This is a genomic window from Thermoflexus hugenholtzii JAD2 (assembly GCF_900187885.1).
In the GTDB taxonomy this organism is placed as follows: domain Bacteria; phylum Chloroflexota; class Anaerolineae; order Thermoflexales; family Thermoflexaceae; genus Thermoflexus; species Thermoflexus hugenholtzii.
Genome location: NZ_FYEK01000029.1, coordinates 15,969 through 37,264, shown reverse-complemented (window position 1 = coordinate 37,264; position 21,296 = coordinate 15,969). Strand labels below are relative to the sequence as shown.

Below are 21,296 nucleotides of genomic sequence, written 5' to 3'. Positions count from 1 at the left end.
CGTCGGATGCGGAGCGCATTGATCCGATGAAAGAGATCCTTCTGCCTCGCGTGCGGACCTCGCGCTGGCTGGCGGTCGGATGGCAGGGCCTTTCCATTCTGATGGCCCTGCTGTTCACCACGCTGGTCCTGCTGCTAACAGGGGCTCCTCCCCTGGAGGCCTACCGCCAGGTTCTGGAGGGGGCCTTTGGCTCCCTCAAGCGGGCCACCGACATCCTGGTGGCCTGGGTGCCGCTGATGCTGGTGACCTCCGGCCTGCTGCTCACCTTCACCGCCGGGCTCTGGAACATCGGCGTGGAGGGGCAGATCGTGCTGGGGGCCATCGCCACCACAGGGGTGGTCCGCGCGCTGCAGCATACGGACCTGCCTCCTCCGATCATCCTGGTCCTGGCGCTCCTGGCCGGGATGGCGGGGGGCGCGGCCTGGGCCGGCCTGGTGGGCCTGCTGAAGGTCTACGGCGGCGTCCACGAGATCTTCGGGGGGCTTGGGCTGAACTTCGTGGCCACCACGCTTATCCTCTGGCTGATCTTCGGGCCCTGGAAGCGGCCGGGGATCGGCTCGATGAGTGGCACCGAGCCCTTTCCGGAGCGGCTGATGTTGCCCACGCTGCCCGGCCTGCGTTTGAGCCCGTGGGCCCTCGGGATGGCCCTCCTGAGCGTGGCGCTGGTTTATGTGCTTCTCCGCAATACCTATTTCGGCCTCCGGTTGAAGGCCATCGGGAAGAACCTGCGGGCGGCCCACCTGCTGGGGGTGCCCACCACCCGTTATCTCTTCCTTGCCCTGCTGGGTTGCGGCGCGATGGCCGGGCTGGCCGGATCCATCCAGGTGACGGCGGTGTATCACCGCCTGATTCCACCCATCTCCAGCGGCTATGGATACCTGGGCCTGCTGGTGGCCATGCTCGCCAACTACCGCGTAACCTGGTCGGTCCCCGTTGCTTTCTTCTTCGCTGCCCTCAACATCGGAAGCATCCAGCTGCCGATCACGCTGAAGCTGGACTCCACCCTCTCCGGGGTGATGCAGGGAGCGCTGGTCCTCTTCGTGCTCTTGATGCAGGGTGTGCGTGCCCGCTGGCAAGCGAAAACGACCGTGGAGTCCGATGATGGCGCCTGAGTGGATCATGGGTCTGGCAGGGGTGCTGGCCGCAGCGGCCCCGCTCCTCATCGCGGTGATCGGGGAGACGTTCTCCGAGCGGGCCGGTGTGGTCAACCTGTCGGTGAACGGGACAATGCTGCTGGCGGCGATGGCCGGCTTCGCCGTCGCCGTGCGCACGGGCAGCCTGGAGCTGGGCTTCCTGACAGGCATCCTGGTCGGGGCAGGGATGGCGCTCGTGGTGGCCTTCGCCAGCCTGACCTTGCGCCAATCCCAGGTGGCCGTGGGGCTGGTGCTGGCCCTCCTCGGGCGGGATCTGGCGTATTTCCTGGGCAACCCGTTTATGGGCGTGCCCGGGCCCCGGGTGGGGGCGCTCCCGGTGCCGGTGCTGCAGGATCTCCCGCTCCTCGGCCCCTTGCTTTTCCGCCAGAGCCCGCTTGTTTATATCGCCGTGCTGAGCGTGATCCTGGCCTGGATCTGGATCTTCCGCACCCGGCCTGGGCTGGTGCTCCGATGCGTTGGAGAGCGCCCGCCGGCCGCTTTCGTCCGAGGCATCCCGGTGACCCGAGTGCGTTATGCCTACGCGGTCCTGGGGGGGGCCATGGTTGGCTTCGCCGGAGCCGCCTACACCCTGGATCTCAAGGGCGGCTGGCAGGGCCCGATCTCCGGGATCGATGGAGTGGGCTGGATCGTGTTGGCCATCACCATCTTCGGGGGCTGGCATCCCGTGCGCGGAGCCTTCGGCGCCCTGCTCTTCGCCCTCCTTCAATGGCTCAGCCTGGTCCTCCAGCCACAGCTCCCTGGCGTTCCTTCTCAGGTCCTGAACGTCGCGCCGTTCCCTCTGATGATCTTCGCGTTGTTGCTGACCAACCTGGGCAGCACGGAGTGGGTCCAGACGTTGCTGGCCCGCCTGCCGGAATCCGGTCGCCGCCTGGCCCTGCGGATCCTGCGCAGCCTCCAGGTCTCTCCACCCGCTGCCCTGGGCATGGCCTTCGAGGAAGAGTAAGCCCGGACGGGCGAAGCCCTGGCGATGGGCAAGGGGGGCCTCGTTCCGTGTGCGGGGAAGGGATAGGGGCCGCCCACGAACCGGGGCGCGAATGCACGGATCCGGCTTTCGGAGCCCCGCCCATACGCTCATTCGCGCCTCCACATGTGGATGGCCCGCTGCTCCGGGGCGGAGGGAGGGGAAGCGATCCGCGAAGTGGCTATCATCATGATAGAGCGCGACGGTGAGGCGTCCCCGGAGCCCTCGGGATGGAGCTCTTCCCGGAAGCGATGGTGTTGGTGGCCGTGGTCCGCAGCCCGCGGGACTGGCGCTGGATCCAGACGCATCAGGCATACCGGATCCCCGTTCGCTATGCGCCGCCGCTGACCCCTATGGTGGATTTCCTGGCCTTCTACCACACCGCCGCCTTCGAAGCGGAGCGCTGGTCCGTGCGGCACTACGCCCCGGTCCGGGGCCACGAGCTGGTCCGACGACGGGATGTGCTCCCGGAGGAGCCCAATCATCCGCGGGCGGAGGAGCTCTATTATCTCTTGCAGCTGGGCCCGTTGCGATCCCTCCCTCATCCCCTGTTCAGCCGGCGCTGGCGGCGGTTCACCTTCCTGCTGACCACGGGGGAACGCCTGCTCGGGGCCCAGGATCTGTCGGAGCTTCCTCTCGAAGGGGCGGAGCGTCAGCTTCTCCTGCGCCCCTTGCGCGAAACCCGCTCATGGCTTCTTGACATCGGGGCGATGAGCGGGTCCTCCCATCGGCTCATCCGCTGGGATCCCGGGTGAGGATGCGGCGCCCTTCAGGGCCAGAGGCACGGGGGGACGGACGCCGAAGGCGTCCGTCCCCCTTCCTGCGTGGGCCTGTCGCCCATCCCCTGCTTACACCTTCAGCTGGTAGACCCCGCGCCGAACCCGCTGGAACAGATCCTGGTTCTTGCGGAAGATCAAGGTCAGCCGGGCGCGCTGCATCTGCTCGTTCTTCCCGGGGACCTGGATCCCGCGCTCCAGCAACGCCTTGCGGATGGCCTCGAGCTCCATCCCCTGAGGGCTGGTCTTCAACACATCCATCAGCGCGTTCACCAGCTCTCGGGTGCGGCGGCGGCGCGGCATCGTGGTCTGCCGGAACAGACCGACCAGTCCCTCCCCCAACGTGGGGTATTTCTCGAGCAGCTGGGCGATATCCTCCAGCAACCGCAACTGCGCCTGCACGTAATCCCGACGCTGCTCAATGTCAGCCAGCTGCGATCGCAACAGATTGATGCGGCTTTCCAGGATCTCCTTCATGGCAGAAACCTCCGGTTCGATAGGATGGGATCAAGGGTTTTGAAACAGACCACCGTCTGCCCTTACTTCACCTCAGGAGGGCGCCCTCGCCCTCCCACAGGCGCTCTTCATTATGAACACTCCGGAATTCTTCCCTTCTCGACCTTCGAAATGATGAAAATCCTTCCCGATGCGATCGGATGATATCGGCCCTCCTGTCCGCCCAAATCCGGCCTATTTAAACCTATCACAGGATCCGGAAGACGTCAAGAGGGAGCGTAGATGGATCGGCCTCTCTCGATTCCCCGGATTTGAGGGCGTTTTCGGAGTGGTTTTCAAAGAGGTCTCGAGAAAAGTGCATGACCTTCATCCCATGGACGAATTTGAGATGGAAGGAAACGATCCTGTGCTCAGAGGTCAAAGGATCCGAGGGCATAGGGATGGTGAGGGAGCGAAGTGCTCTTCAGACAGATAGGGATCGCGCGTTCTGAGAGAATAGCGGAACAAAAAGCGGGCTCCGGAGGCTGGAAGCGGCGAACTCCGGAGCCCGAAGGTTCAGCGGAGGGGGTGGGATTCGAACCCACGAGGGGCGAGAACACCCCTACGCGCTCTCCAGGCGCGCGCCTTCGTCCACTCGGCCACCCCTCCTGGCGCTTTTAATTATACACCATGCTGCTCGCGCCGCGAGGGGGGTCTTTCTTATCCGGAAGATCGGGTGCGTTTCGCGTCCCTCGGCCAGATCCGCACGGCATCCGCCGGGATGTGGATCCGGATGGATTGTCCCGGATGGATCCGGAGGCTCCCTGCGGGGAGGAGCTGGCGCAGCATCCCTCCCGCCACCTGCACCCGAAGCTCCACGTAGAGCCCTCGAAAGCGGCGCTCGAGGACCTCCCCATCCAGGACGTTTACGGGGCCGCCGGGTTTTTCGCTTTCATCGTAAGGGGCTCCCTGAAGGATTCGCGTTGTGCCTTCGTAATGCGGGAGGAGCACCCAGGCCCGCATCCCCGCGTGGATGGTCCCGCGGGGGCGTCCCCACAGCTTCCCTACCGGAGTTTCGACCTCCGCGGGATCTCCCCCGCTGAGGATGCGACCCTCCAGAAGGGTGCCCACATCCAGGAAGCGGGCCACGAAGGGTGTGGCCGGATCCCGGTAGAGCTCCTCCGGAGCGGCGATTTGCTCAATGCGCCCCTGGTGCAGGATCAGCACGCGATCGGCGATGGCCATGGCCTCCGCCTGATCATGGGTCACATAGAGGGCGGTCATCCGTTCCGCTTTGAGGAGCGATCGGATCTCTCCCATCAGCTGCTCCCGCAGGGCTCGATCCAGAGATCCCAGGGGCTCGTCGAGCAGCAACACCGCCGGGCGCGGGGCCAGGCTGCGGGCGAGGGCCACCCGCTGTTTCTCCCCTCCTGAGAGGGTATGGACATCCCGGCGTTCATAGCCGGGCAACCCAACCTGTTCCAGCAGGGCGCGAACCCGTGCCCGGATCTCCGGCTCCGGGAGCTGTTGCATGCGCAGGCCGAAAGCCACGTTCTCGAAAACGTTGAGATGGGGGAAGAGCGCGTATTCCTGGAACATCATCCCGATGCGGCGGCGATGTGGTGGGACCTCGGTGATATCCTGGCCGTCGAGAAGGACATGTCCCTCATCTGGAGGCTCCAGGCCGGCGATCAGGCGCAGCAGGGTGGTCTTGCCGCTCCCGCTTGGACCCAGGATGACCAGGATCTCCTCATCTGCCACCTCGAAAGAGACATGGTCCAGGACCGTTCGGCCTTCATATCGTCGGGTGAGGGCGAGAACCCGGAGGCGCGCCATGTGGGTTCCCCGATGCAAAGGTCAGCGGCGAGGGATCGGCGCCAGGCCGGCGCGTTCCAGCAGGGCGGCGGGGTTCCCACGCCATGTCTCCGGGCGTTCCCGGCCATCGGCCAACCCGGTCAGGATCTCCGTGAGGGCCTGATGGACCGGCGTGGGCACCCCGAGGCGGGTCCCGTGACGGACCACAGCCCCGGTGTAAGCCTCTACTTCCAGGCGGGTTCCCCGACGCAGGTCCATGTGAAGGGAAGGCAGCTTCCCCCCGCGTCCCCGTGCGCCCATCGCGCTCAGGATCCGACGGAGCAGGGCGTCAGGCCCGTGCGACATGGCCCAGGCCAGGAGGGGAACCGGATAGCCGGGCAAGGAGACCGGCCGCAGGCCGAGCGCCCGCATGACGGCCAGGGCTTCCCGGAAGGCCGCCCGTTCGATGGCGAAGGCCTGGGGATCCCGCAACACCTGCTCCGTGCTCCAGTCCAGGATGGCGCACGTGGCGTTGGCGATCAGGTTGAGCAGGAGCTTTGACCACTTCATGGCCATTGGGTCCGCATAGAGGCGGGTGGGGAAGCCGGCCAGACGCAGGGCCGCGGCCCACCGCCGGAGATCGAGATGCCGGTCCATGGGGGCCAGCCCGACGCCTCCCCGGAGCCGTTCCAGGCGGACGATCCCCGGGGCCACGACCGAGACGGGTTGGGTCAGTGTTCCGGCCACCACCCGCTCGGCCCCGAAGGCCTCGGCCAGCTGGGTCTCTCCATCCACACCGTTCTGCCAGCAAAACACCAGGGCCCGGCCCCAGCCTTTCCGCCGGAGCGCGGCGATCGCCGCCTCCATGTCATAGGCTTTCACGGTGAGGAAGAGAGCGTCCACCTCCCCATCTATCGCTTCCGGCTCTGAGACCGCGTGGGGCCGAACGGTGAGGGTCAGGCCATCGGGGCGCTGCAGGGTGAGTCCGCGTCGCCGGATCGCCTCCGCAACCGGTGGGCGGCCCAGGAGGATCACTTCGTGCCCGAAAGCCTGGAGCATCGCCCCCAGGTAACCGCCCACCGCTCCCGCGCCGAAGATCAAGATCCGTTGAGGGGATACGCCCTCCGGAGGCATCGGATCCTCTCACGCCTTCGCCCGTGCGGTCTCATGGATGATCCCCAGGAAGCTCTCCGCCCGGAGGCTGGCTCCCCCGACCAGGGCACCGTCAATGGAGGGACGGCATACGAACTCCGCGATGTTCTCCGGGGTGACGCTGCCCCCGTAAAGCACGCGCACCCGCTGGGCCACCTCCACGCCGAAATGCTCCGCCAGGGTTCCCCGGATCCAGCGCCGGATCACTTCCTCTGCGTCGGCTCCGGTGGCCGCCCGTCCGGTCCCGATGGCCCAGACCGGCTCATAGGCGATGACGACTCCCATGGCCTGTTCCGGGGTGAGCCCCTCCAGGGCGCGGCGGGTCTGGGCGGCGACCACCGCACCGGTCTCCCCGGCTTCCCGCTGGGCCAGCGTCTCCCCCACGCAGAGGATGGGTGTCAAGCCGTGGCGCAGGGCGGCGGCCACCTTGCGGCGGATCATCTCATCGTCCTCGTGGAAGTGCTGCCGCCGTTCCGAATGGCCGAGGATGACATACCGGCACCATTCCTTCAACATCACCGGGGAGATCTCCCCGGTGAACGCCCCCGCGTCCTCCCAGTGCATGTTCTGAGCCCCCAGCCGGATGGAGGAGCCATGGAGGACCGCATGGACAGCGGACAAGGCGGTGAAAGGTGGGCAGAGCACCACCTCCACCTGATCGGTTTGAAGGCCTTGGCGGATCGCTTGAGCGAGGGCCTGCCCCTCCGCGGCCGTCTTATGCATCTTCCAGTTCCCGGCGATGAGCGGCTGCCGCATCGTTCACCTCGCTTCGGGAGGATGAGCCTTCATCCTAATCTTAACCCAGGTCGGCCCATGTTCCTCTCCCCCAACCGGTCGCGGCGGAAAAGAACAGGTCCTTTTGCAGGGGGGCTTTCGCCCCGAACCGGCGTCCCGATGGCAAGGGGGATCGTTTCTGGAGGGAGAGCCTTCAATCCCAAGTCCCTCTTTCTCGATCCCGCAATAGTCGCGGCGAAAGCCGCTCCTGCAGGAAACGTTTTTTTCGGTAGGAGAGGCTTCAGCCCCGAACCGCTGTCTCCACGACAACGGTGATCGTTTCTGAAGGGAGAGCTTTCAATCCTAAACCCCCTTTCCTCGATCCTGGAATATTCGCGGTGAAAGCCGATCCTACGAAAATCGGTTTTTGTAGGAGGGGCTTTTCGCCCCGAACCTCCGCCTTCGATTCCACTCTTGGAGTCACGGCGAAAGACGCTCGGACTGTCCCGGGTGGGATGGGAGGGGTCCGGCCGGGCGATTCGGAAAAGGGTTGCGGGGGCTCCCCCCTCGATTCCCCGCAAGGGATAGGGTTTGACGGTCCCCTTTCCCGATGCTAATTTACGAAAGCAAGGATTGCTCTTCCTCCCCGCCGGACGAATCCGGGATTTCAAAGGGCCGAGGGAGGCCAGGCGATGGAATTGACCGAGATGAGGTGCGTGCCGTGCCGGGGCGGGGAGCCTCCGCTGACGGAGGAGGAGATCGCCGCCTGGCTTCCTCATGTCCCGGGATGGCAGGTCGTGGTGCGCGAGGGGATCCCGCAGCTGGAGCGGACCTTCCGCTTCCCCAACTTCCGGGAGGCCCTGGCGTTCACCCTTCAGGTGGGCGAGCTGGCGGAGGCCGAGGGCCATCACCCCGTCCTGATCACCCGTTGGGGGTCCGTCACTGTGATCTGGTGGACCCATAAGATCCGTGGGTTGCATCGGAACGACTTCATCATGGCCGCGAAGACCGACGCCCTCTTCTCCCGGCGGTCCGGAGGATCGTGAAGGATTCGGCTTCGGAGCATCCCGGCATGGCCGAGACGATCCTGGTGGTGGATGATGATCTGCAGACGGTGAAGCTGATCAGCCTCCTGTTGCAACGCAAGGGCTATCGGATCCTCCCGGCGACCAGCGGCGCCCAGGCCCTGGCCAAAGCGGAGACCGAGCAGCCGGACCTGATCATCCTGGACGTGATGATGCCGGATATGGATGGTCTGGAGGTCTGCCGGCGCCTGCGGGCCAACCCGCGCACCTCCGCCATCCCCATCCTGATGTTCACGGCGAAGACGGCGGTAGGGGATAAGATCGCCGGCTTCCAGGCCGGCGCGGATGATTACCTGACCAAGCCGGTGCATCCGGCGGAGCTGATCTCCCGCGTGGAGGCCCTGCTCCAGCGGGCCGCCCGCCTGAAGGCGGAGGCCACGGCGCGGGTGCATGCCGCTACCATCGGCTTCCTGGGCGTGAAAGGAGGGGTGGGGACCTCCACGGTCGCCTTGAACACGGCGGTGACCCTGGCGCTGGGGGGCGGCCATCTGCCGCCCACGGTGCGCACGCCGCCCCCGGATTTCCGATTCCCCCAGGTGCTTCTCGCGGACCTGGCTCCCCATGGCGGCCTGGCGCATTTGCTCCGCCTCTCTCAGGCCCTGGGGCTGCCCAGTGTCCTGGCGTATCCCCCCCAGGAACTGGACCCTCCGACGATCGGGAAGCACCTGACCCCGCACGTCAGCGGGCTGCGAATGCTGCTGACCCCTTACACGCCCCGGCCGGTCATGCTCTCCACCGCCCACATCCGGGTCATCGCCCGCCACCTGGCTGCCCTCGGCGATTACGTGATCTTCGAGATGGGACATACACTGGATGATGGGGCGCGGGCCCTGCTGGGGGAGCTGCGGTATCTGGTCTTGGTCATGGAGCCGACCTCCCTGTGTCTCCTCCATGCTCGGGAATTGATCCAGGTCCTGCTCCAGGTCGGCTGGGTCCCGCAACAGCTCGGTCTGGTGGTGGTCAACCGGGCCGCCTCGGGGGTCGCCATGACCCGGCGCCAGATCGAGGAGGCCCTCTCCCTGGAGCCCATCGGCTTCATCTCCCCGGCTCCCGAGCTGGCCCATCAGGCGGTCGATCAAGGGGTGCCGATGGTGATGATGCAGCCGGAGGGCCTGGTGGCGGAACAGTTCCGGGAGCTCGCCCGACGTCTGGTCGCGCTGACGAGGTGAGCGATGCCCCTGCCGGTTCGTCATCCCCATCCATGGAACGTCTCCCCTGAGGAGGCCGTGGCGATCCAGCAACGGCTGCGTGAGCAGGTGATCCGGGAGGGGCCCATGCCGGGGCCGGGGACGGTGATCGTAGGGGTCGACGTGGGCTTCCGCGGGGAGCTCGCCCGCGCCGCCGCTGTTGCGGTCCGCTTTCCGGATCTCACTCCACTGGCCCAGGCGGTGGCGGAGGTCCCGGTGACCTTTCCCTACATCCCAGGCCTGCTGGCCTTCCGGGAGGCCCCCGCCATCCTCGCCGCTCTGGAGCGCCTGCCGCTCTCCCCGCAGGTGCTGATGGTGGATGGCCATGGGATCTCCCATCCCCGGCGGATGGGGATCGCCACCCATCTGGGGGTCTATCTGGATCTTCCCTCCATCGGGTGTGCGAAGTCGAAACTGTGGGGGCGCTATGAGATGCCGCCGGATGAGCCTGGCGCATGGTCACCGCTTTGGGATGGGGAGGAGATGATCGGGGCGGTCCTGCGCACCCAGGCCGGAGCCTCCCCGGTGTTCGTCTCCATCGGCCACCGGATCTCGCTGGAGAACGCCATCGCCACGGTGATGGCCTGCGTGCGGGGCCACCGGCTGCCGGAGCCCACCCGACTGGCTCACCTGGCCGCTGGCGGAGCCGACGTCCTCGCTGCCGGCCGTCAGCCTCGTCTGTTGTAATTCGAATCCACCGCGGGGGAAGGCCATGGCCCGCTTGCTCATTGTGGACGATGATCCGGATGCCCGCCGGCTGATCGGCCTCGTGCTCCGGCGCGCTGGTCACGAGCCCCTCTACGCCGAGGATGGGTTCCGGGCGCTGGAGCTGATGGAGCGGGAGCAGCCCGACCTGGTGATCCTCGACCTGATGCTGCCCGGGATGGATGGCTTCGAGGTTCTGGAGGCCATGCGGCAACGGCCGAGCCTGGCGACGATGCCGGTGGTGGTTCTGACCGCCAAGGCCCAGCTGGAACCCATCGTGGAATCGAAGCCGATGAACGTCCACGCCTATCTCACCAAACCTGTCTCCGCGGAGACCCTGGTCCGCACGGTGCAGGAGGTGCTGACTGAGGTTCGGATCCCGGCATCAGGGGAGCGCTGGGCTCTGGAGATCGCCTGCGTGGAGAGCTGGCCGGGGTGCGCGGGAGAGCTCCTGGCCGCCGCCCTGGCGGCGGCGCTGGCCGAACATGCCCCCACGTTGCTGATCGATGTGGAGGGGAACGGACGGGGCGCCTTCGTGTTTGATCTCGAGCCCCGGATGAGTCTGGAGGAGCTGGAGGCGGGCGTGGATCCCACGCGGGGTCTGGGCGCTCCACGGGAAGGGCTTCAGGTGTGGTCTGTCGATCGCCCACTGGGTCCGGCGCTGGTGGACCGAGTGGCGGAGCAGCTGACCTCCCAGGCCCGGTTTGTGGTCTGGATGCCGGGGGAGCCCCTAGGACCGGTGGCTGCGCGGGTGCTCCCCCGATGCCAGCGGGTTCTCCTCACCTTTGAGAGCCATGGGCCGGGGTTGCGGCGGGCCCGGGCGGTGCTCCGCGGGCTGGAGGGGATCGGCATCGGTCTGCCTGCGGTCGAGCCGGTCTGGGTGCGCCGCTGGGCGGTCCCGGAGCCGTGGACCGAGGCGCAGATCCGCCATCGCCTGAACGATGTCCCGATCCGGACGTGGCCGGTGGACCCGGTGACCGCCTACCGGGCGCTCCAGGAAGGCCGGCCGATCCATGAAATCGAGCCTGAAAGCCCCACCGCGCGACGAATCCGGGAATGGGTGGCGGAGCTGGTTCCGTTGATTTAAGTTGTTCCCCTTTTTTATTGGCTCAAAGGGTGCATCTCTGCGGTCAGAAGGAGAGAGGCCCTGAGGAGCGTGGCGGTCCCTCGTGAGACCATCCTGCAGGAGCTGGAGGGACTGCCTGAGGACCAGCTCCGGGAGGTGCTGGAGTTCATTCTTTTCTTGAAGTTCCGCCGGGAGATGGAAAGGGCCTGGCAGCACTTTGCCGTCGCTGTGAAAGAGGCCCGGGCGATCACCCAAGAACGCGGCATCACCGATGAGGAGGTCCTGGCGGAAATCCGAGCGGTAAGGACCAAGCAATGAGAAGGGCATTGCGAGTCTTCTTAATACCTTTAGGCTATTGAGGATCGAGACAAAAGTCCATGAGCGGGATCTTTGTAGCACAACGATGCAAATGGCACAAAGAAGGGGGGGCGGGCGCTTCGCCCACCCCCGGTTATGGACGCAGCCGGGCCGCCAGCGCCTGGCGGATCTCCTCCACCTCCGCGTGACGCCCCAGCTGCTTCTTCGAGAACACCAGCTCCCCGTTCACCCGGACCTCGAAGACGCCCCCGCTGGAGGGAATCAGCGTCCACGAGGCCACCTGGCCCTCAAACTCCTTCAACAGCTCCTCGGTCAACCTGACCGCTCGAGGGAGATACCCTCAGACCGCGCAATACTCGATCTCCACCCGCAGCATCTTTACCCTCCTGCGTGAAAGGTTCTTAGCGCTCGAGCTGGCATCCGTTCCCTCGATCAGGGAACGTCGTTGAAAGTCCAGAAGCGGTTCACAAAGAAATTCCAGAAGAGGGCGACCCCCACGGCGAGGATCTGAGACAGGTTCACCCCCCATTTCATCCCCAGACGGGGGATCAGAAAGGCGGAGGCCGTCCCGAACACCATCAGGTTGATCCCCAGTCCCGCGGTGTTCACCACAAAGAACTGGGAGATCTGCTGCCAGAGGGGCTTGGAGCGGGACTCCGGGTAAGTCCAGTAACGGTTCCACAGGAAATTGTTGGTCACCGCGGCGATGAAAGAGATCGCCTTGGCGATCACCGGGATCACCCCGCCCAGGAAGATCAACCCGTTCAGGAGCCCGGTGTCCACAATGAACCCTACTGTCCCCACCACGCAGAACTTCAGGAACCGACGCAACTCTTTTCGATAAGTCGGGGGGACGAGATCGATGGCGGCGAAGCGGATGACCTCTTTTCTCTCCACGATGGGATCCTCCTGAGATGAGAACAGAATGCTTAGCCTCTCTTTCCCGGCTTCCCCTCTGAGATCAGGATCTCGGCCCACGCTCCGTAGAGAGCCAGCAGCAGGGGCAGGTTGGCCACATACAGGTTATCGAAAATCTGATGGATATGCAAGTGCGCCCAGGCGGCCATCAGCCCGGCCGCCAACCCGCGACGCCATCCCACATTTCCCCGCCATGCCGCCCAGGTCCGGGCCCCGATCGCGGCCCAGAGCAGCAGATAGAGGGCCAGCCCGATAAGGCCGGTTTCGGCCGCTACGTTCAGATAGATGTTGTGGGCATGTCCCAGGGGGTTCGGCCAGCGGATCAGCGCGTAGGCCGGGTAGGCGGCGGCGTAGTTCCCGAACCCCACCCCCAGCCAGGGGTGAGCCCGGAACATCTCCACAGCCGCCTGCCAGTGGGCCAGCCGCTCGATCACCGCGAAGTTCGCTTCATTCACCTCCACCCCCCGCACATCTATCACCCGGATCTCCTCCAGGGCCCCAGCCAGCCGGGCCTGGATCGGCGTCGGGATCATCCCGGCGGTCCAGGCCAGCGCGCTCAGCAGCACCAGGAGGCTCCCGACGGCCAGCCCGTGGCGGGCGCGGGCCGGCAGCATCAGCAACAAAACCAGCCCGGCCATCCCAGCCCCCAGCCACGCCCCCCGGGACCACGAGGCCAGCAGGCCGAGGAGGGACAGAATGCCCACCCCCAGCGCGCCCAACCCGACAGGCCGGGCCCACCTCCAACGCTGCATCTCTGGATCCCGCCACAGGCTCCATCCCAGCCCCAGGGCCACCGGGGCGATCAACCCCATCATCCCGGCGAAGGGATTGGGCTGCTGGAAGGTCCCATAGGCCCGGTAGAAGGGGAGCCCAGGGAGGCGGAAGTGTTCCGGGCCTGTCCCCCGCAGGACCGCTTGCCAGAGCCCGACGCCGGCCTGAAGGGCGCCGGAGAGGAGCGCCGCCCCCAGGAGCCCGCGCTGAACGGGAGGCTGGGCCGTTCGAACCAGGATCACCACCAGCCCAATCTGGACCCACTTGATCCACTCCGGCAGCCCTTCCTCCCAGGAGGCGGCCCACAGCAGGGAGAGGAGGATGTATCCCAGGTAGAGCCCGTAAGCCCATCCCCAACCCCAGGAGGGGACGCGCAGATCCCGGCGGGCCAGCCCCCTCCAGGTCCAGGCCAGCAGCGCCAGGCCGAGGAAGACCTGGGCGCTGTTGAGGGGAGGACGGGCGATCTCGTTCTCCAGGGGGGCGAAGGGCCCGGCGATCAGCGCCAGCCCCAGCCCGGCCTCCGGGACCCAGAAGATCCCGATGAACAGAAGGAGGGCCAGGAGGACCCCCCCGAGGATCCGGGGATCCGGGCCGAGCAGCGTCAGCGCGCCTGTTCCGAGGGCCATCAGGCCCCAGAGCGCCTCCCATCCGAATAAGCGGATCCGCCACCGAAGCATCTGCATTCGATGATTCGCTAAGTCGAAATGGATTCCGACCTACCTTTGCAGCCGTTCCGCAAACCAGCGGATCGTTCGCCGCAGGCCTTCCTCTAAGGGGACCTGGGGGCTCCACCCCAGCCGCTGGCGTGCTTTCGTGATATCCGGACAGCGGCGCTGGGGATCTCCCGGGATCCGACGATCCGGCAAGAAGCGGATCCCGGCCGGGTTCCCCGTCAGCCGGTTGATGATCTCCGCGAACGCGCGGATGCTCACTTCCTCCGGGTTCCCCAGGTTCACCGGCTCCGGCTCCTCCACCTCCAGCAGCCGGACGATCCCCTCCACCAGGTCGTCGATGTAGCAGAAGCTGCGGGTTTGGGAGCCGTCCCCGTAGACCGTGAGGGGCTCCCGACGCAGGGCCTGGCCGATGAAGTTCGGGACGACCCGGCCGTCATCCAGCCGCATGCGGGGGCCATAGGTGTTGAAGATGCGCACGATGCGGGTGCGAAGGCCGTGGACCCGGTGATAGGCCATCACCATGGCCTCGGCGAACCGCTTGGCCTCGTCGTAGACGCCGCGCGGGCCGATGGGGTTGACATGACCCCAGTAGGTCTCCGGCTGGGGGTGGACCTGGGGGTCGCCGTAGACCTCGCTGGTCGAGGCCAGCATATAGCGGGCGCCCTTGACCCGGGCCAGGCCGAGGGTGTTATGGGTTCCCAACGCGCCCACCTTGAGGGTCTGGATCGGATACTTCAGGTAATCCACGGGGCTGGCCGGGGAGGCGAAGTGCAACACCGCGTCCAGGGGGCCCTCCACATACAGGAAGTGGGTGACGTCATGCCGGATCAAGCGAAAGCGCGGATGCCCCATGAGATGGGCGATGTTGTCCGGGCTCCCGGTGAGGAAGTTGTCCACCCCGATGACCTCGTGGCCCTCGGCGATGAACCGATCGCACAGGTGGGATCCGATGAAGCCGGCGGCGCCGGTGATCAGGATACGCATGGGGCTTTCCTCAAATGTGGGTCTCATTCTGCGTGAGGGACGGGATCTATCCTCCGTTCGTCAGGACACCGGCCGCCCCCTTGTGACCAGGATCAACACGGCGGCCTCCAGCATGGTCAGCCCGCCGATGAAGAGGGCCGCGTCGAACCAGAACTTCTCTGGATACAGGCGGATCAGGGTGTCGCTGGGGAGGAAGAGCCAGGTGTCCCCTTCGAAGAACAAGCGGTGGAACAGGGTGAAGGCGGTATCGAAGGCCAGGGCGAAACCCAGGGTGAGCAGCAGCACCAGCCCCAGGGTGAGCCAGCCGCCCCAGCCCAGGCTGCGCCAGGCCAGAGTTCGGGTTCCCGGGGAGAACCACAGGCACAGCCACGCGCCCAATAGAAGCAGCGTTAGGATCCCGCCGACCCGGAAGGCGAGGCCCTGCAGGACGTAGACATCCTGCATGTGGCGGACCTCCCGCTCGTTGAAGGCCGGCCGTCCGTCGGCGAACCGGACCTCCCGCAGGATGCTGGCCCCAGGGGGCTGAGTGACGGAGCGCAGGCCGGTGAGGGCCAGCGAAAGCCGCTCCTCCCGGCTCATCCCATAAAGGTCGGGCGGGAAATCCGGGCGGGCGTATTCCAGCCGGATGAACCAGTCGTTCATCAGCAACCGGACGTTGAGGAGAAGCAGCACAACCGGAACAGAGATCACCACGATCGCCGACAGCACCCGGGAAAGCATCGATCTCCCTCCTGATGGTTCCGCCAAATGGATGGCGAGGATTCCTTCCGCCTGCTCACTCCGGCGACGATGCGCCCATAGCCCGTCCGGGGCGGGAGGGATGTGGCGGGGCCTGACGCCCCCTGCGCCTCTACTCCTGGATGGTCACGCCCAGGCCGTCGAAGCCGATCCAGGCGGCCAGGGAGGGCCCGTAGGGATACACCCGGAGCTCCCGCGCCCGAAGGACCTCCTGAAGGCGCTGGGCGAAAGCGTGGGCCTCCTGAGGGGCGCGCGCCGGGCCATACAGAACCGCCACCCGTTCGGCCCGGGAGAACTCCGCGGCGAACTCCAGCAGCTTCTCCAGGGCCTTCTCCGTAGAGCGCGCTTTCTCCAGAGGGAGCAGGGCCCCCTCTTCCATCATCAGGAAGGGGCGGATCCCCAGCATCGTCCCCAGGATCCGCTGGGTCTTGCTCAGCAAGCGGTTCCGCTCCAGGGGCTCCAGGCTTTCGGTGATGAAGACAGTGTAGATCCGGGAGAGCATCCCCCGCAGGCGTCGGACGATCTCCTCCGCGGGCTGACCCTGGGCAGCCAGCCGGAGCGCCGTCTCCGCCATCCATCCCTGCCCCGCCCCCAGCGTCTGGGTGTCCAGCACATGCACCGGGCACCGTCCCAGCACCGCCGAGGCGGCCGCCTGGGCCTGCGCCACCAGCGGCGAGAGCCGACCGGAGTGCAGCACCGCTACGATGGCGGAGGTGCCGGGGGCCAGCCGAAGATAAAGCTCCCGCAGCGCCTCCTCGCCCGGCGGTTCCAGACGGAAACCGATCGAACGATCCGCCGGTGGCCACAGATCCGGCGGGATCTCGTCGATCCCTTCCCGAAACGCCCGGTGATCCGCCCGGATAGTCAGGGGGATCCGGATCAGGAGCTCCCCCGGCAGGTCGGGAGCGTCCAGAAGGGCCGCGCTATCCACCAGCACCCGCACCGGCATCGATGACGTTCTCCTTTGAGGATCCGCGCTCTATTCCGCGCTCAGAATATAAGGATAATGAGGCTGCCCCGCTTCCACGATCTCAACCTGACAATCCGGATAGCGCCTCCGGATGGCCTCCGCCAGGGAGGCGGTCTGGTCGGGCTCCGCCTCGGCGCCGACGTAGAGGGTGATCAGCTCGGCGGAGGCCGCGCCCATTTCTTCCAGGGTCTTTCCGGCCACCGCTTCCAGGTCGTCCCCGGCGGCCACCAGGTGATCCTCGACCAGTCCGATCCACTGGCCCCGGCGGACGGTCACGCCTTCCAGCACGGCATCCCGAGTGGCCCGGGTAAGGGCGCCGCTGCGCACCCGACTGATGGCCTCCTCCATCGCCCGCCGGTTGTCCTCGAGATCCGCTTCCGGCCGGTAGGCGACCATGGCGGCCACCCCCTGGGGAAGGGTGCGGGCCGGTAGGATCTCCACCTGCTTCCCGGGGGTCAATTGGGCTGCCTGCTGAGCGGCCATCATCACGTTCGGATGGTTCGGCAGCACGATGATCCGATCCGTGGGGAGGGCTTCCAGGCGTTCAATGAACTGCTGGGCGCTGGGATTCATGGTAGGCCCGCCGGGCAGAACCGCGCTGGCCCCCAGGCTCTCGAAGATCCGTCCCCAGCCGGCGCTGGGGACCACCACCAGGGTGGCCACCTGGCCGGGCGCCACCCGCGGGGCGGGGGGCTCTGGGGTCTGCGCCCGCTCCCGGATGAACGCCTCATACTGAGCCTGCATGTCCTCCACCACCACATCCCGCAGGCTCCCCCATCGGACGGCGTAGCTCAGCGGGCGGCCAGGGTCATGGACGTGCAGGTGCACTTTGACCGTGTTGGCATCCCCTACGACCAGGACGCTGTCGCCCATCGCCTCCAGGTCGCGGCGGATCCGCTGGACGTCCAGGTTCCGGCCGACCAGGATGAACTGGACGTCATAGCCGTAGCCCTCCGCGCCGGGCTCCAGCGCCTGAGCGACCGGGGCGCCGGAGGGCAGGGACTCCGCCGTCGGTTCTTCCGGCTCCACGGGCTCCCCGCGCAGATCGCGCAACATCCCCTCCAGGATCAGGTAAAGGCCCTGTCCGCCCGAATCCACCACGCCTGCCGCCCTCAGGATAGGGAGCAGCTCAGGGGTGCGGCGCACCGCTTCGCGCGCGCGATGAACCACCTGCTCCAGCAGCTCTACGATGTCCGCGCCCCGGCCCAGGGCTTCGGCAGCGGCCTCGCTGGCCTCGCGGATCACCGTGAGGATGGTTCCCTCCACCGGCCTCATCACCCCTCGATAGGCCGTGCGGGTGGCTTCTTGGAGGGCTCGAGCCAGATCCTCGGCCGTCATCGTGGGGCGGTGATCCATGGCCTCCGCCATCCCGCGCCAGATTTGAGAGAGGATCACCCCGGAGTTCCCCCGGGCGCCCATCAGGGCCCCGCGGGCCATCCGCTGGAGGACGGCCCCGACCTCCCGGTCCGGCATCCCGGCGATCTCCTGCCAGGCCGCCTCCATGGTCAGGAGCATGTTCGTCCCCGTATCCCCGTCCGGCACCGGGAACACGTTCAGGGCGTTTACCAGGTGGTGGTGCCGGCGGAGCCAGAGCAACCCGGCCCGGAACATTCGTTTGAAGGTCTGTCCATCCACCTCGTGCAGCGGACGGCGGATGGGTCGAGCCTCTCCTGCCTCCACATTTTCCTCCGGGTTCGTAAAAGTTTATGCCTCCTGTCTCTTCCATCCCGCATGGGAAGCGTTCCCTCATCCTCGCCCCGGGCGGGAGGAAGGCGGTGCTTGCAGGCCCTGGATGTGGACGTTCACCTCGGCGACCGGCAGGCCGACGATGCGCTCCACCTGATATTTGATGGCCTGCTGGACGCTGTGGGCGACGGCGATCAGGCGGACGCCGTGGGCCAGGATGAGATACACGTCGATGACCAGACCTTCCGGACGTTCCCGGATCTGGATGCTGCGCCGGGCGTCGGGCGCGAAGAAGTTGGCCACCGCGTCGGTCATCCGATGGGGAGCCAACCCCACCACCCCGTAGCACTGGGTGAGAGCCCGGGCGACCACTGTCGCGATCGCGGAAGGCAGGACCTCAATCCGTCCCAGCGCGCTCTGTTCGTGCATGCCTTGCGCTCCTTCCTGCTTGTCAGGAAACCCTTGAGACCACCCCATGGCGCTTTTCCCTGGGTCCGGTGTCCGGGCGGGTGTGCCCGCTCAGCCGGGTCGACCGGCGGCGATCTCCGGACATCCGGTTACTATCTTAACCTGAAGTTGCCATCGTTCCGCCTGGGAAGGTTTGGGAGCGGGGCGGCAGGCCCTGGAGAGAGGGCCGCTTCCCGGGAGCGCTTGCGTTAAAATAGAAAAGCACTTGCGGGACGGATCATCCCTTCGCTTCTCCTGCGGGCCATCCGGAGGGGCGGAGGCTGTGAGGAGAGCGGCCGGCGAAGGAAACCGAGATCCTGAGGGAGGCGACCATGGCGCAGGAAGTTCAGCGCGCTTATGGGACGGTGACGGTGAAGCGGGGGCTGGCCCAGATGCTCAAGGGCGGCGTGATCATGGATGTGACCAACGCGGAGCAGGCGCAGATCGCCGAGGAGGCAGGGGCCGTCGCGGTCATGGCCCTGGAACGCGTCCCCGCGGACATCCGGGCTCAGGGCGGGGTGGCCCGTATGGCGGACCCCGAGAAGGTCCTGGAGATCATGGAGGCTGTGACCATCCCGGTGATGGCCAAGTGTCGCATTGGCCATTACATGGAAGCCCGCATCCTCGAGGCCCTGGGCGTGGATTTCATCGATGAGTCCGAGGTTCTCACCCCCGCCGACGAGCAGTATCACATCAACAAGTGGGAGTTCAAGGTCCCCTTCGTCTGCGGCGCGCGGGATCTCGGGGAGGCGCTCCGGCGGATCGCCGAAGGGGCGGCGATGATTCGCTCCAAAGGGGAGGCGGGGACCGGCAACGTGGTGGAGGCGGTGCGCCACGCCCGGGCCATCATGGGGGCCATCCGGCGCATTCAGGGAATGGGGGATGAGGAGCTGGTGGCCTACGCCCGGGAGATCGGCGCGCCCTACGAGCTGGTCCTGGAGACCAAGCGCCTGGGCCGACTGCCGGTGGTGCTCTTCGCCGCCGGGGGGATCGCCACCCCTGCGGACGCCGCCCTGATGATGTGGCTGGGGATGGACGGCGTCTTCGTGGGGAGCGGGATCTTCAAGAGTGAGAACCCCTACAAGCGGGCGCGAGCCATCGTCGAGGCGGTGACCTACTGGCAGGAGCCGGAGATCCTGGCCATGGTCAGCCGCAACCTCGGCGAGCCCATGTATGGCATCGACATCCGGCAGCTGACTGAAGCTCAGCGCCTGGCCCTGCGGGGCTGGTGAGCGCCTGTCCGGGATCCTGGATCGGGAGGTGAAGCGTGAGGATCGGCGTGTTGGGCCTGCAAGGGGATTATCTGGAGCATCACCAGGTGCTCCGCCGCCTGGGGGTGGAGACGGTGGACGTGCGCCTCCCGCAGCATCTGGAAGGGGTGGATGGCCTGATCATCCCGGGCGGGGAGAGCACGACCATCGGAGCCCTGGCGGAACGCTACGGGTTGATGGATCCCCTCCGCCGCATGGCGGAGGCGGGGAAGCCCATCTGGGGCACCTGCGCCGGCATGATTTTCCTGGCGAAGGACGTGGGGCGGCCCCAGCCCACCCTGGGGCTGATGGACATCCGGGTGCGGCGGAACGCCTTCGGCCGGCAGATCGACAGCTTCGAGGTGGACCTGGAGATCCCGGCCCTGGCCCGCCTGGGCGACCCCCGTCCGTTCCATGCGGTGTTCATCCGGGCGCCCCTCATCGAAGCCGTGGGGCCTGGGGTGGAGGTCCTCGCCCGGCTGGAGGACGGGTCCATCGTCGCGGCGCAGCAGGGGCACCTGCTGGCCACCGCTTTCCATCCGGAGCTGACCGAGGACACTCGGTTCCATCGGTATTTCCTGGAGCTGGTCCGTCAGGTAGCCCGCGGATGATCCGGTTCTTCCGGTTGCGGGATGGGCCGCGGTTCCTGGCCGTCCTCCACGAAGGCTTCTATCTCGACGAGCGGGCGGCACGGGTGGGCCGCTTCCGACCGGTGGAAGCGGCCACCGCTTCGTTGTTCTTCCCCGATCTGATCCCGGTGCGGACGGTGACCGACGGCGAGGGTTCTCGCTTCCTTCAGCTGAGCGATCGGCGAAAGGGGGAGGAGCTGCGCCTGTTGTTCGGAGCCCCTATTCCCTCCTCCCCGGATCCGGAGGCGGTGGCCGGGTGGGAAGCGCTGTTTCACGCGCTGGTGGAATGGGCCGCGAGGAGCGGCACCCGACGGCTGATCGCAGAGGTCGGTGGGGACGAGCTCCGGCTGGCCTTTCTGCGTCAGGTGGGGTTCCAGCCCCTGCGACGCGATCCGGTATGGGCCGGCTCCGCTCAGGTTGTGGAGCATGCCTTCCAGATCCCTGCGGATCCGGAAGGCTTCTCCCGATGGGCGCTCCATCGGGGGCCCGGAGGGGCCTGGCTGGAGGAGCTGCGTCATACCCGGGAGGATCCCCTCTCCACCCTGGCCGGTTGCATCCGGGAGCTGGGCCCTCGGTGGCGGCATCCGGTCTACGTGCAGGTGCGACGGGAAACCCCGGAGATCGCGAGGGCGTTGCGAGAGCTGGGCTTCCAGCCGGCCTTCTCGCTCTGGCGGATGGTCCGCTGGATCGCGATCCCGGTGCCTGCCTCGGTCCCAGAAGATGTGGAAGCCGGGGCATCGGTGTTTCCCGCTTTTCCCTGCCAGACGCATCTCTGGCCATGCGGCGGCATCTCGAGGAAGTGAGCCCTCTCCCCCTGGATCTGGAGGAAGGCTGTTGCCGGTATAATGGGGGTGTTCCAGCCTGAGCGGCGGGGGCGGTCGG

General features: G+C 66.8%; 22 protein-coding genes, 1 tRNA gene and 1 pseudogene. 11 read left to right on the top strand and 13 right to left on the bottom strand.

Annotation, left to right across the window (positions count from 1 at the left end):
* Positions 1 to 26: 26 nt before the first annotated feature.
* From CFB18_RS08900 to CFB18_RS08890, 3 genes are all read left to right on the top strand, one after another.
* Positions 27 to 1,112 (top strand): ABC transporter permease, encoded by a 1,086-nt coding sequence (locus tag CFB18_RS08900; RefSeq protein WP_088571463.1) that lies wholly within the window; start codon positions 27 to 29, stop codon positions 1,110 to 1,112.
* Positions 1,102 to 2,097, top strand: coding sequence for an ABC transporter permease (locus tag CFB18_RS08895; protein WP_088571462.1), 996 nt, complete (start codon positions 1,102 to 1,104; stop codon positions 2,095 to 2,097). The genes CFB18_RS08900 and CFB18_RS08895 overlap by 11 nt, the downstream gene beginning before the upstream one ends.
* A 248-nt stretch (positions 2,098 to 2,345) precedes the next feature.
* On the top strand, positions 2,346 to 2,870 hold the full coding sequence (locus CFB18_RS08890; RefSeq protein WP_088571461.1) for a DUF8743 domain-containing protein: 525 nt from the start codon (positions 2,346 to 2,348) through the stop codon (positions 2,868 to 2,870).
* A 93-nt stretch (positions 2,871 to 2,963) separates the two neighbouring features.
* Here CFB18_RS08890 and CFB18_RS08885 read toward each other — a convergent pair whose 3' ends face one another.
* The 5 genes from CFB18_RS08885 to tpiA form a co-directional block, all read right to left on the bottom strand.
* Entirely contained in the window at positions 2,964 to 3,368 is a 405-nt protein-coding gene (locus CFB18_RS08885; RefSeq protein ID WP_088571460.1) for a hypothetical protein, read from the bottom strand.
* Positions 3,369 to 3,906: 538 nt separating this feature from the next.
* A tRNA-Ser gene (locus CFB18_RS08880) sits at positions 3,907 to 3,995 on the bottom strand.
* A gap of 51 nt (positions 3,996 to 4,046) precedes the next feature.
* Positions 4,047 to 5,162, bottom strand: a complete 1,116-nt coding sequence (locus CFB18_RS08875; protein WP_088571459.1) for an ABC transporter ATP-binding protein — start codon at positions 5,160 to 5,162, stop codon at positions 4,047 to 4,049.
* Between the two features lie 21 nt (positions 5,163 to 5,183).
* The gene (locus CFB18_RS08870) at positions 5,184 to 6,254 is read right to left on the bottom strand and encodes a ketopantoate reductase family protein (RefSeq protein ID WP_088571458.1); all 1,071 of its coding nucleotides are present in this window, start codon (positions 6,252 to 6,254) and stop codon (positions 5,184 to 5,186) included.
* Positions 6,255 to 6,263: 9 nt separating this feature from the next.
* Complete coding sequence (gene tpiA / locus CFB18_RS08865; protein ID WP_088571457.1) at positions 6,264 to 7,028, bottom strand: triose-phosphate isomerase; 765 nt, start codon at positions 7,026 to 7,028, stop codon at positions 6,264 to 6,266.
* 650 nt (positions 7,029 to 7,678) lie between these two features.
* Here tpiA and CFB18_RS08860 point away from each other — a divergent pair.
* From CFB18_RS08860 to CFB18_RS08840, 5 genes are all read left to right on the top strand, one after another.
* Entirely contained in the window at positions 7,679 to 8,032 is a 354-nt protein-coding gene (locus tag CFB18_RS08860; protein WP_088571456.1) for a 4a-hydroxytetrahydrobiopterin dehydratase, read from the top strand.
* A gap of 26 nt (positions 8,033 to 8,058) precedes the next feature.
* Positions 8,059 to 9,240, top strand: coding sequence for a CpaE/TadZ family protein (locus CFB18_RS08855; RefSeq protein WP_143597565.1), 1,182 nt, complete (start codon positions 8,059 to 8,061; stop codon positions 9,238 to 9,240).
* A 3-nt stretch (positions 9,241 to 9,243) separates the two neighbouring features.
* Complete coding sequence (nfi, locus tag CFB18_RS08850) at positions 9,244 to 9,945, top strand: deoxyribonuclease V (protein WP_088571454.1); 702 nt, start codon at positions 9,244 to 9,246, stop codon at positions 9,943 to 9,945.
* Positions 9,946 to 9,970: 25 nt separating this feature from the next.
* Positions 9,971 to 11,050, top strand: coding sequence for a response regulator (locus tag CFB18_RS08845; protein WP_088571453.1), 1,080 nt, complete (start codon positions 9,971 to 9,973; stop codon positions 11,048 to 11,050).
* A 69-nt stretch (positions 11,051 to 11,119) separates the two neighbouring features.
* Positions 11,120 to 11,347, top strand: coding sequence for a hypothetical protein (locus CFB18_RS08840; protein WP_088571452.1), 228 nt, complete (start codon positions 11,120 to 11,122; stop codon positions 11,345 to 11,347).
* Positions 11,348 to 11,480: 133 nt separating this feature from the next.
* Here the strand turns inward: CFB18_RS08840 and CFB18_RS08835 are convergent.
* The 8 genes and pseudogenes from CFB18_RS08835 to CFB18_RS08800 form a co-directional block, all read right to left on the bottom strand.
* Positions 11,481 to 11,675: pseudogene (locus CFB18_RS08835) on the bottom strand (SelT/SelW/SelH family protein); the annotation flags it as partial.
* Positions 11,676 to 11,779: 104 nt separating this feature from the next.
* The gene (locus tag CFB18_RS08830; RefSeq protein ID WP_159461664.1) at positions 11,780 to 12,244 is read right to left on the bottom strand and encodes a GtrA family protein; all 465 of its coding nucleotides are present in this window, start codon (positions 12,242 to 12,244) and stop codon (positions 11,780 to 11,782) included.
* A gap of 32 nt (positions 12,245 to 12,276) precedes the next feature.
* Positions 12,277 to 13,662: an O-antigen ligase family protein gene (locus CFB18_RS08825; protein WP_159461663.1), complete on the bottom strand. Its 1,386-nt coding sequence runs from the start codon at positions 13,660 to 13,662 to the stop codon at positions 12,277 to 12,279.
* Positions 13,663 to 13,752: 90 nt separating this feature from the next.
* Positions 13,753 to 14,694 carry a UDP-glucuronic acid decarboxylase family protein gene (locus CFB18_RS08820; protein ID WP_088571448.1) on the bottom strand — a complete coding sequence of 314 codons (942 nt, stop codon included), beginning with the start codon at positions 14,692 to 14,694 and terminating at the stop codon, positions 13,753 to 13,755.
* Positions 14,695 to 14,754: 60 nt separating this feature from the next.
* Complete coding sequence (locus CFB18_RS08815; protein ID WP_088571447.1) at positions 14,755 to 15,414, bottom strand: TIGR01906 family membrane protein; 660 nt, start codon at positions 15,412 to 15,414, stop codon at positions 14,755 to 14,757.
* Positions 15,415 to 15,544: 130 nt separating this feature from the next.
* Complete coding sequence (locus tag CFB18_RS08810; protein ID WP_088571446.1) at positions 15,545 to 16,381, bottom strand: DegV family protein; 837 nt, start codon at positions 16,379 to 16,381, stop codon at positions 15,545 to 15,547.
* Positions 16,382 to 16,411: 30 nt separating this feature from the next.
* Positions 16,412 to 18,082, bottom strand: a complete 1,671-nt coding sequence (locus CFB18_RS08805) for a DAK2 domain-containing protein (RefSeq protein WP_088571445.1) — start codon at positions 18,080 to 18,082, stop codon at positions 16,412 to 16,414.
* A 66-nt stretch (positions 18,083 to 18,148) separates the two neighbouring features.
* Positions 18,149 to 18,517: an Asp23/Gls24 family envelope stress response protein gene (locus tag CFB18_RS08800; RefSeq protein ID WP_159461662.1), complete on the bottom strand. Its 369-nt coding sequence runs from the start codon at positions 18,515 to 18,517 to the stop codon at positions 18,149 to 18,151.
* A gap of 350 nt (positions 18,518 to 18,867) precedes the next feature.
* On the opposite strand from CFB18_RS08800, the gene pdxS reads away from it, so the two are divergent.
* From pdxS to CFB18_RS08785, 3 genes are read left to right on the top strand one after another with little or no spacing between them, the layout of a single operon-like run.
* Entirely contained in the window at positions 18,868 to 19,767 is a 900-nt protein-coding gene (gene pdxS / locus CFB18_RS08795; RefSeq protein ID WP_088571443.1) for a pyridoxal 5'-phosphate synthase lyase subunit PdxS, read from the top strand.
* Between the two features lie 35 nt (positions 19,768 to 19,802).
* Positions 19,803 to 20,396, top strand: a complete 594-nt coding sequence (gene pdxT / locus CFB18_RS08790) for a pyridoxal 5'-phosphate synthase glutaminase subunit PdxT (protein WP_088571442.1) — start codon at positions 19,803 to 19,805, stop codon at positions 20,394 to 20,396.
* A complete protein-coding gene (locus CFB18_RS08785) occupies positions 20,393 to 21,217 on the top strand; it encodes a hypothetical protein (RefSeq protein WP_088571441.1) in 825 nt (274 codons plus the stop codon). Before pdxT ends, CFB18_RS08785 begins: the two co-directional genes overlap by 4 nt.
* Positions 21,218 to 21,296: the final 79 nt, after the last annotated feature.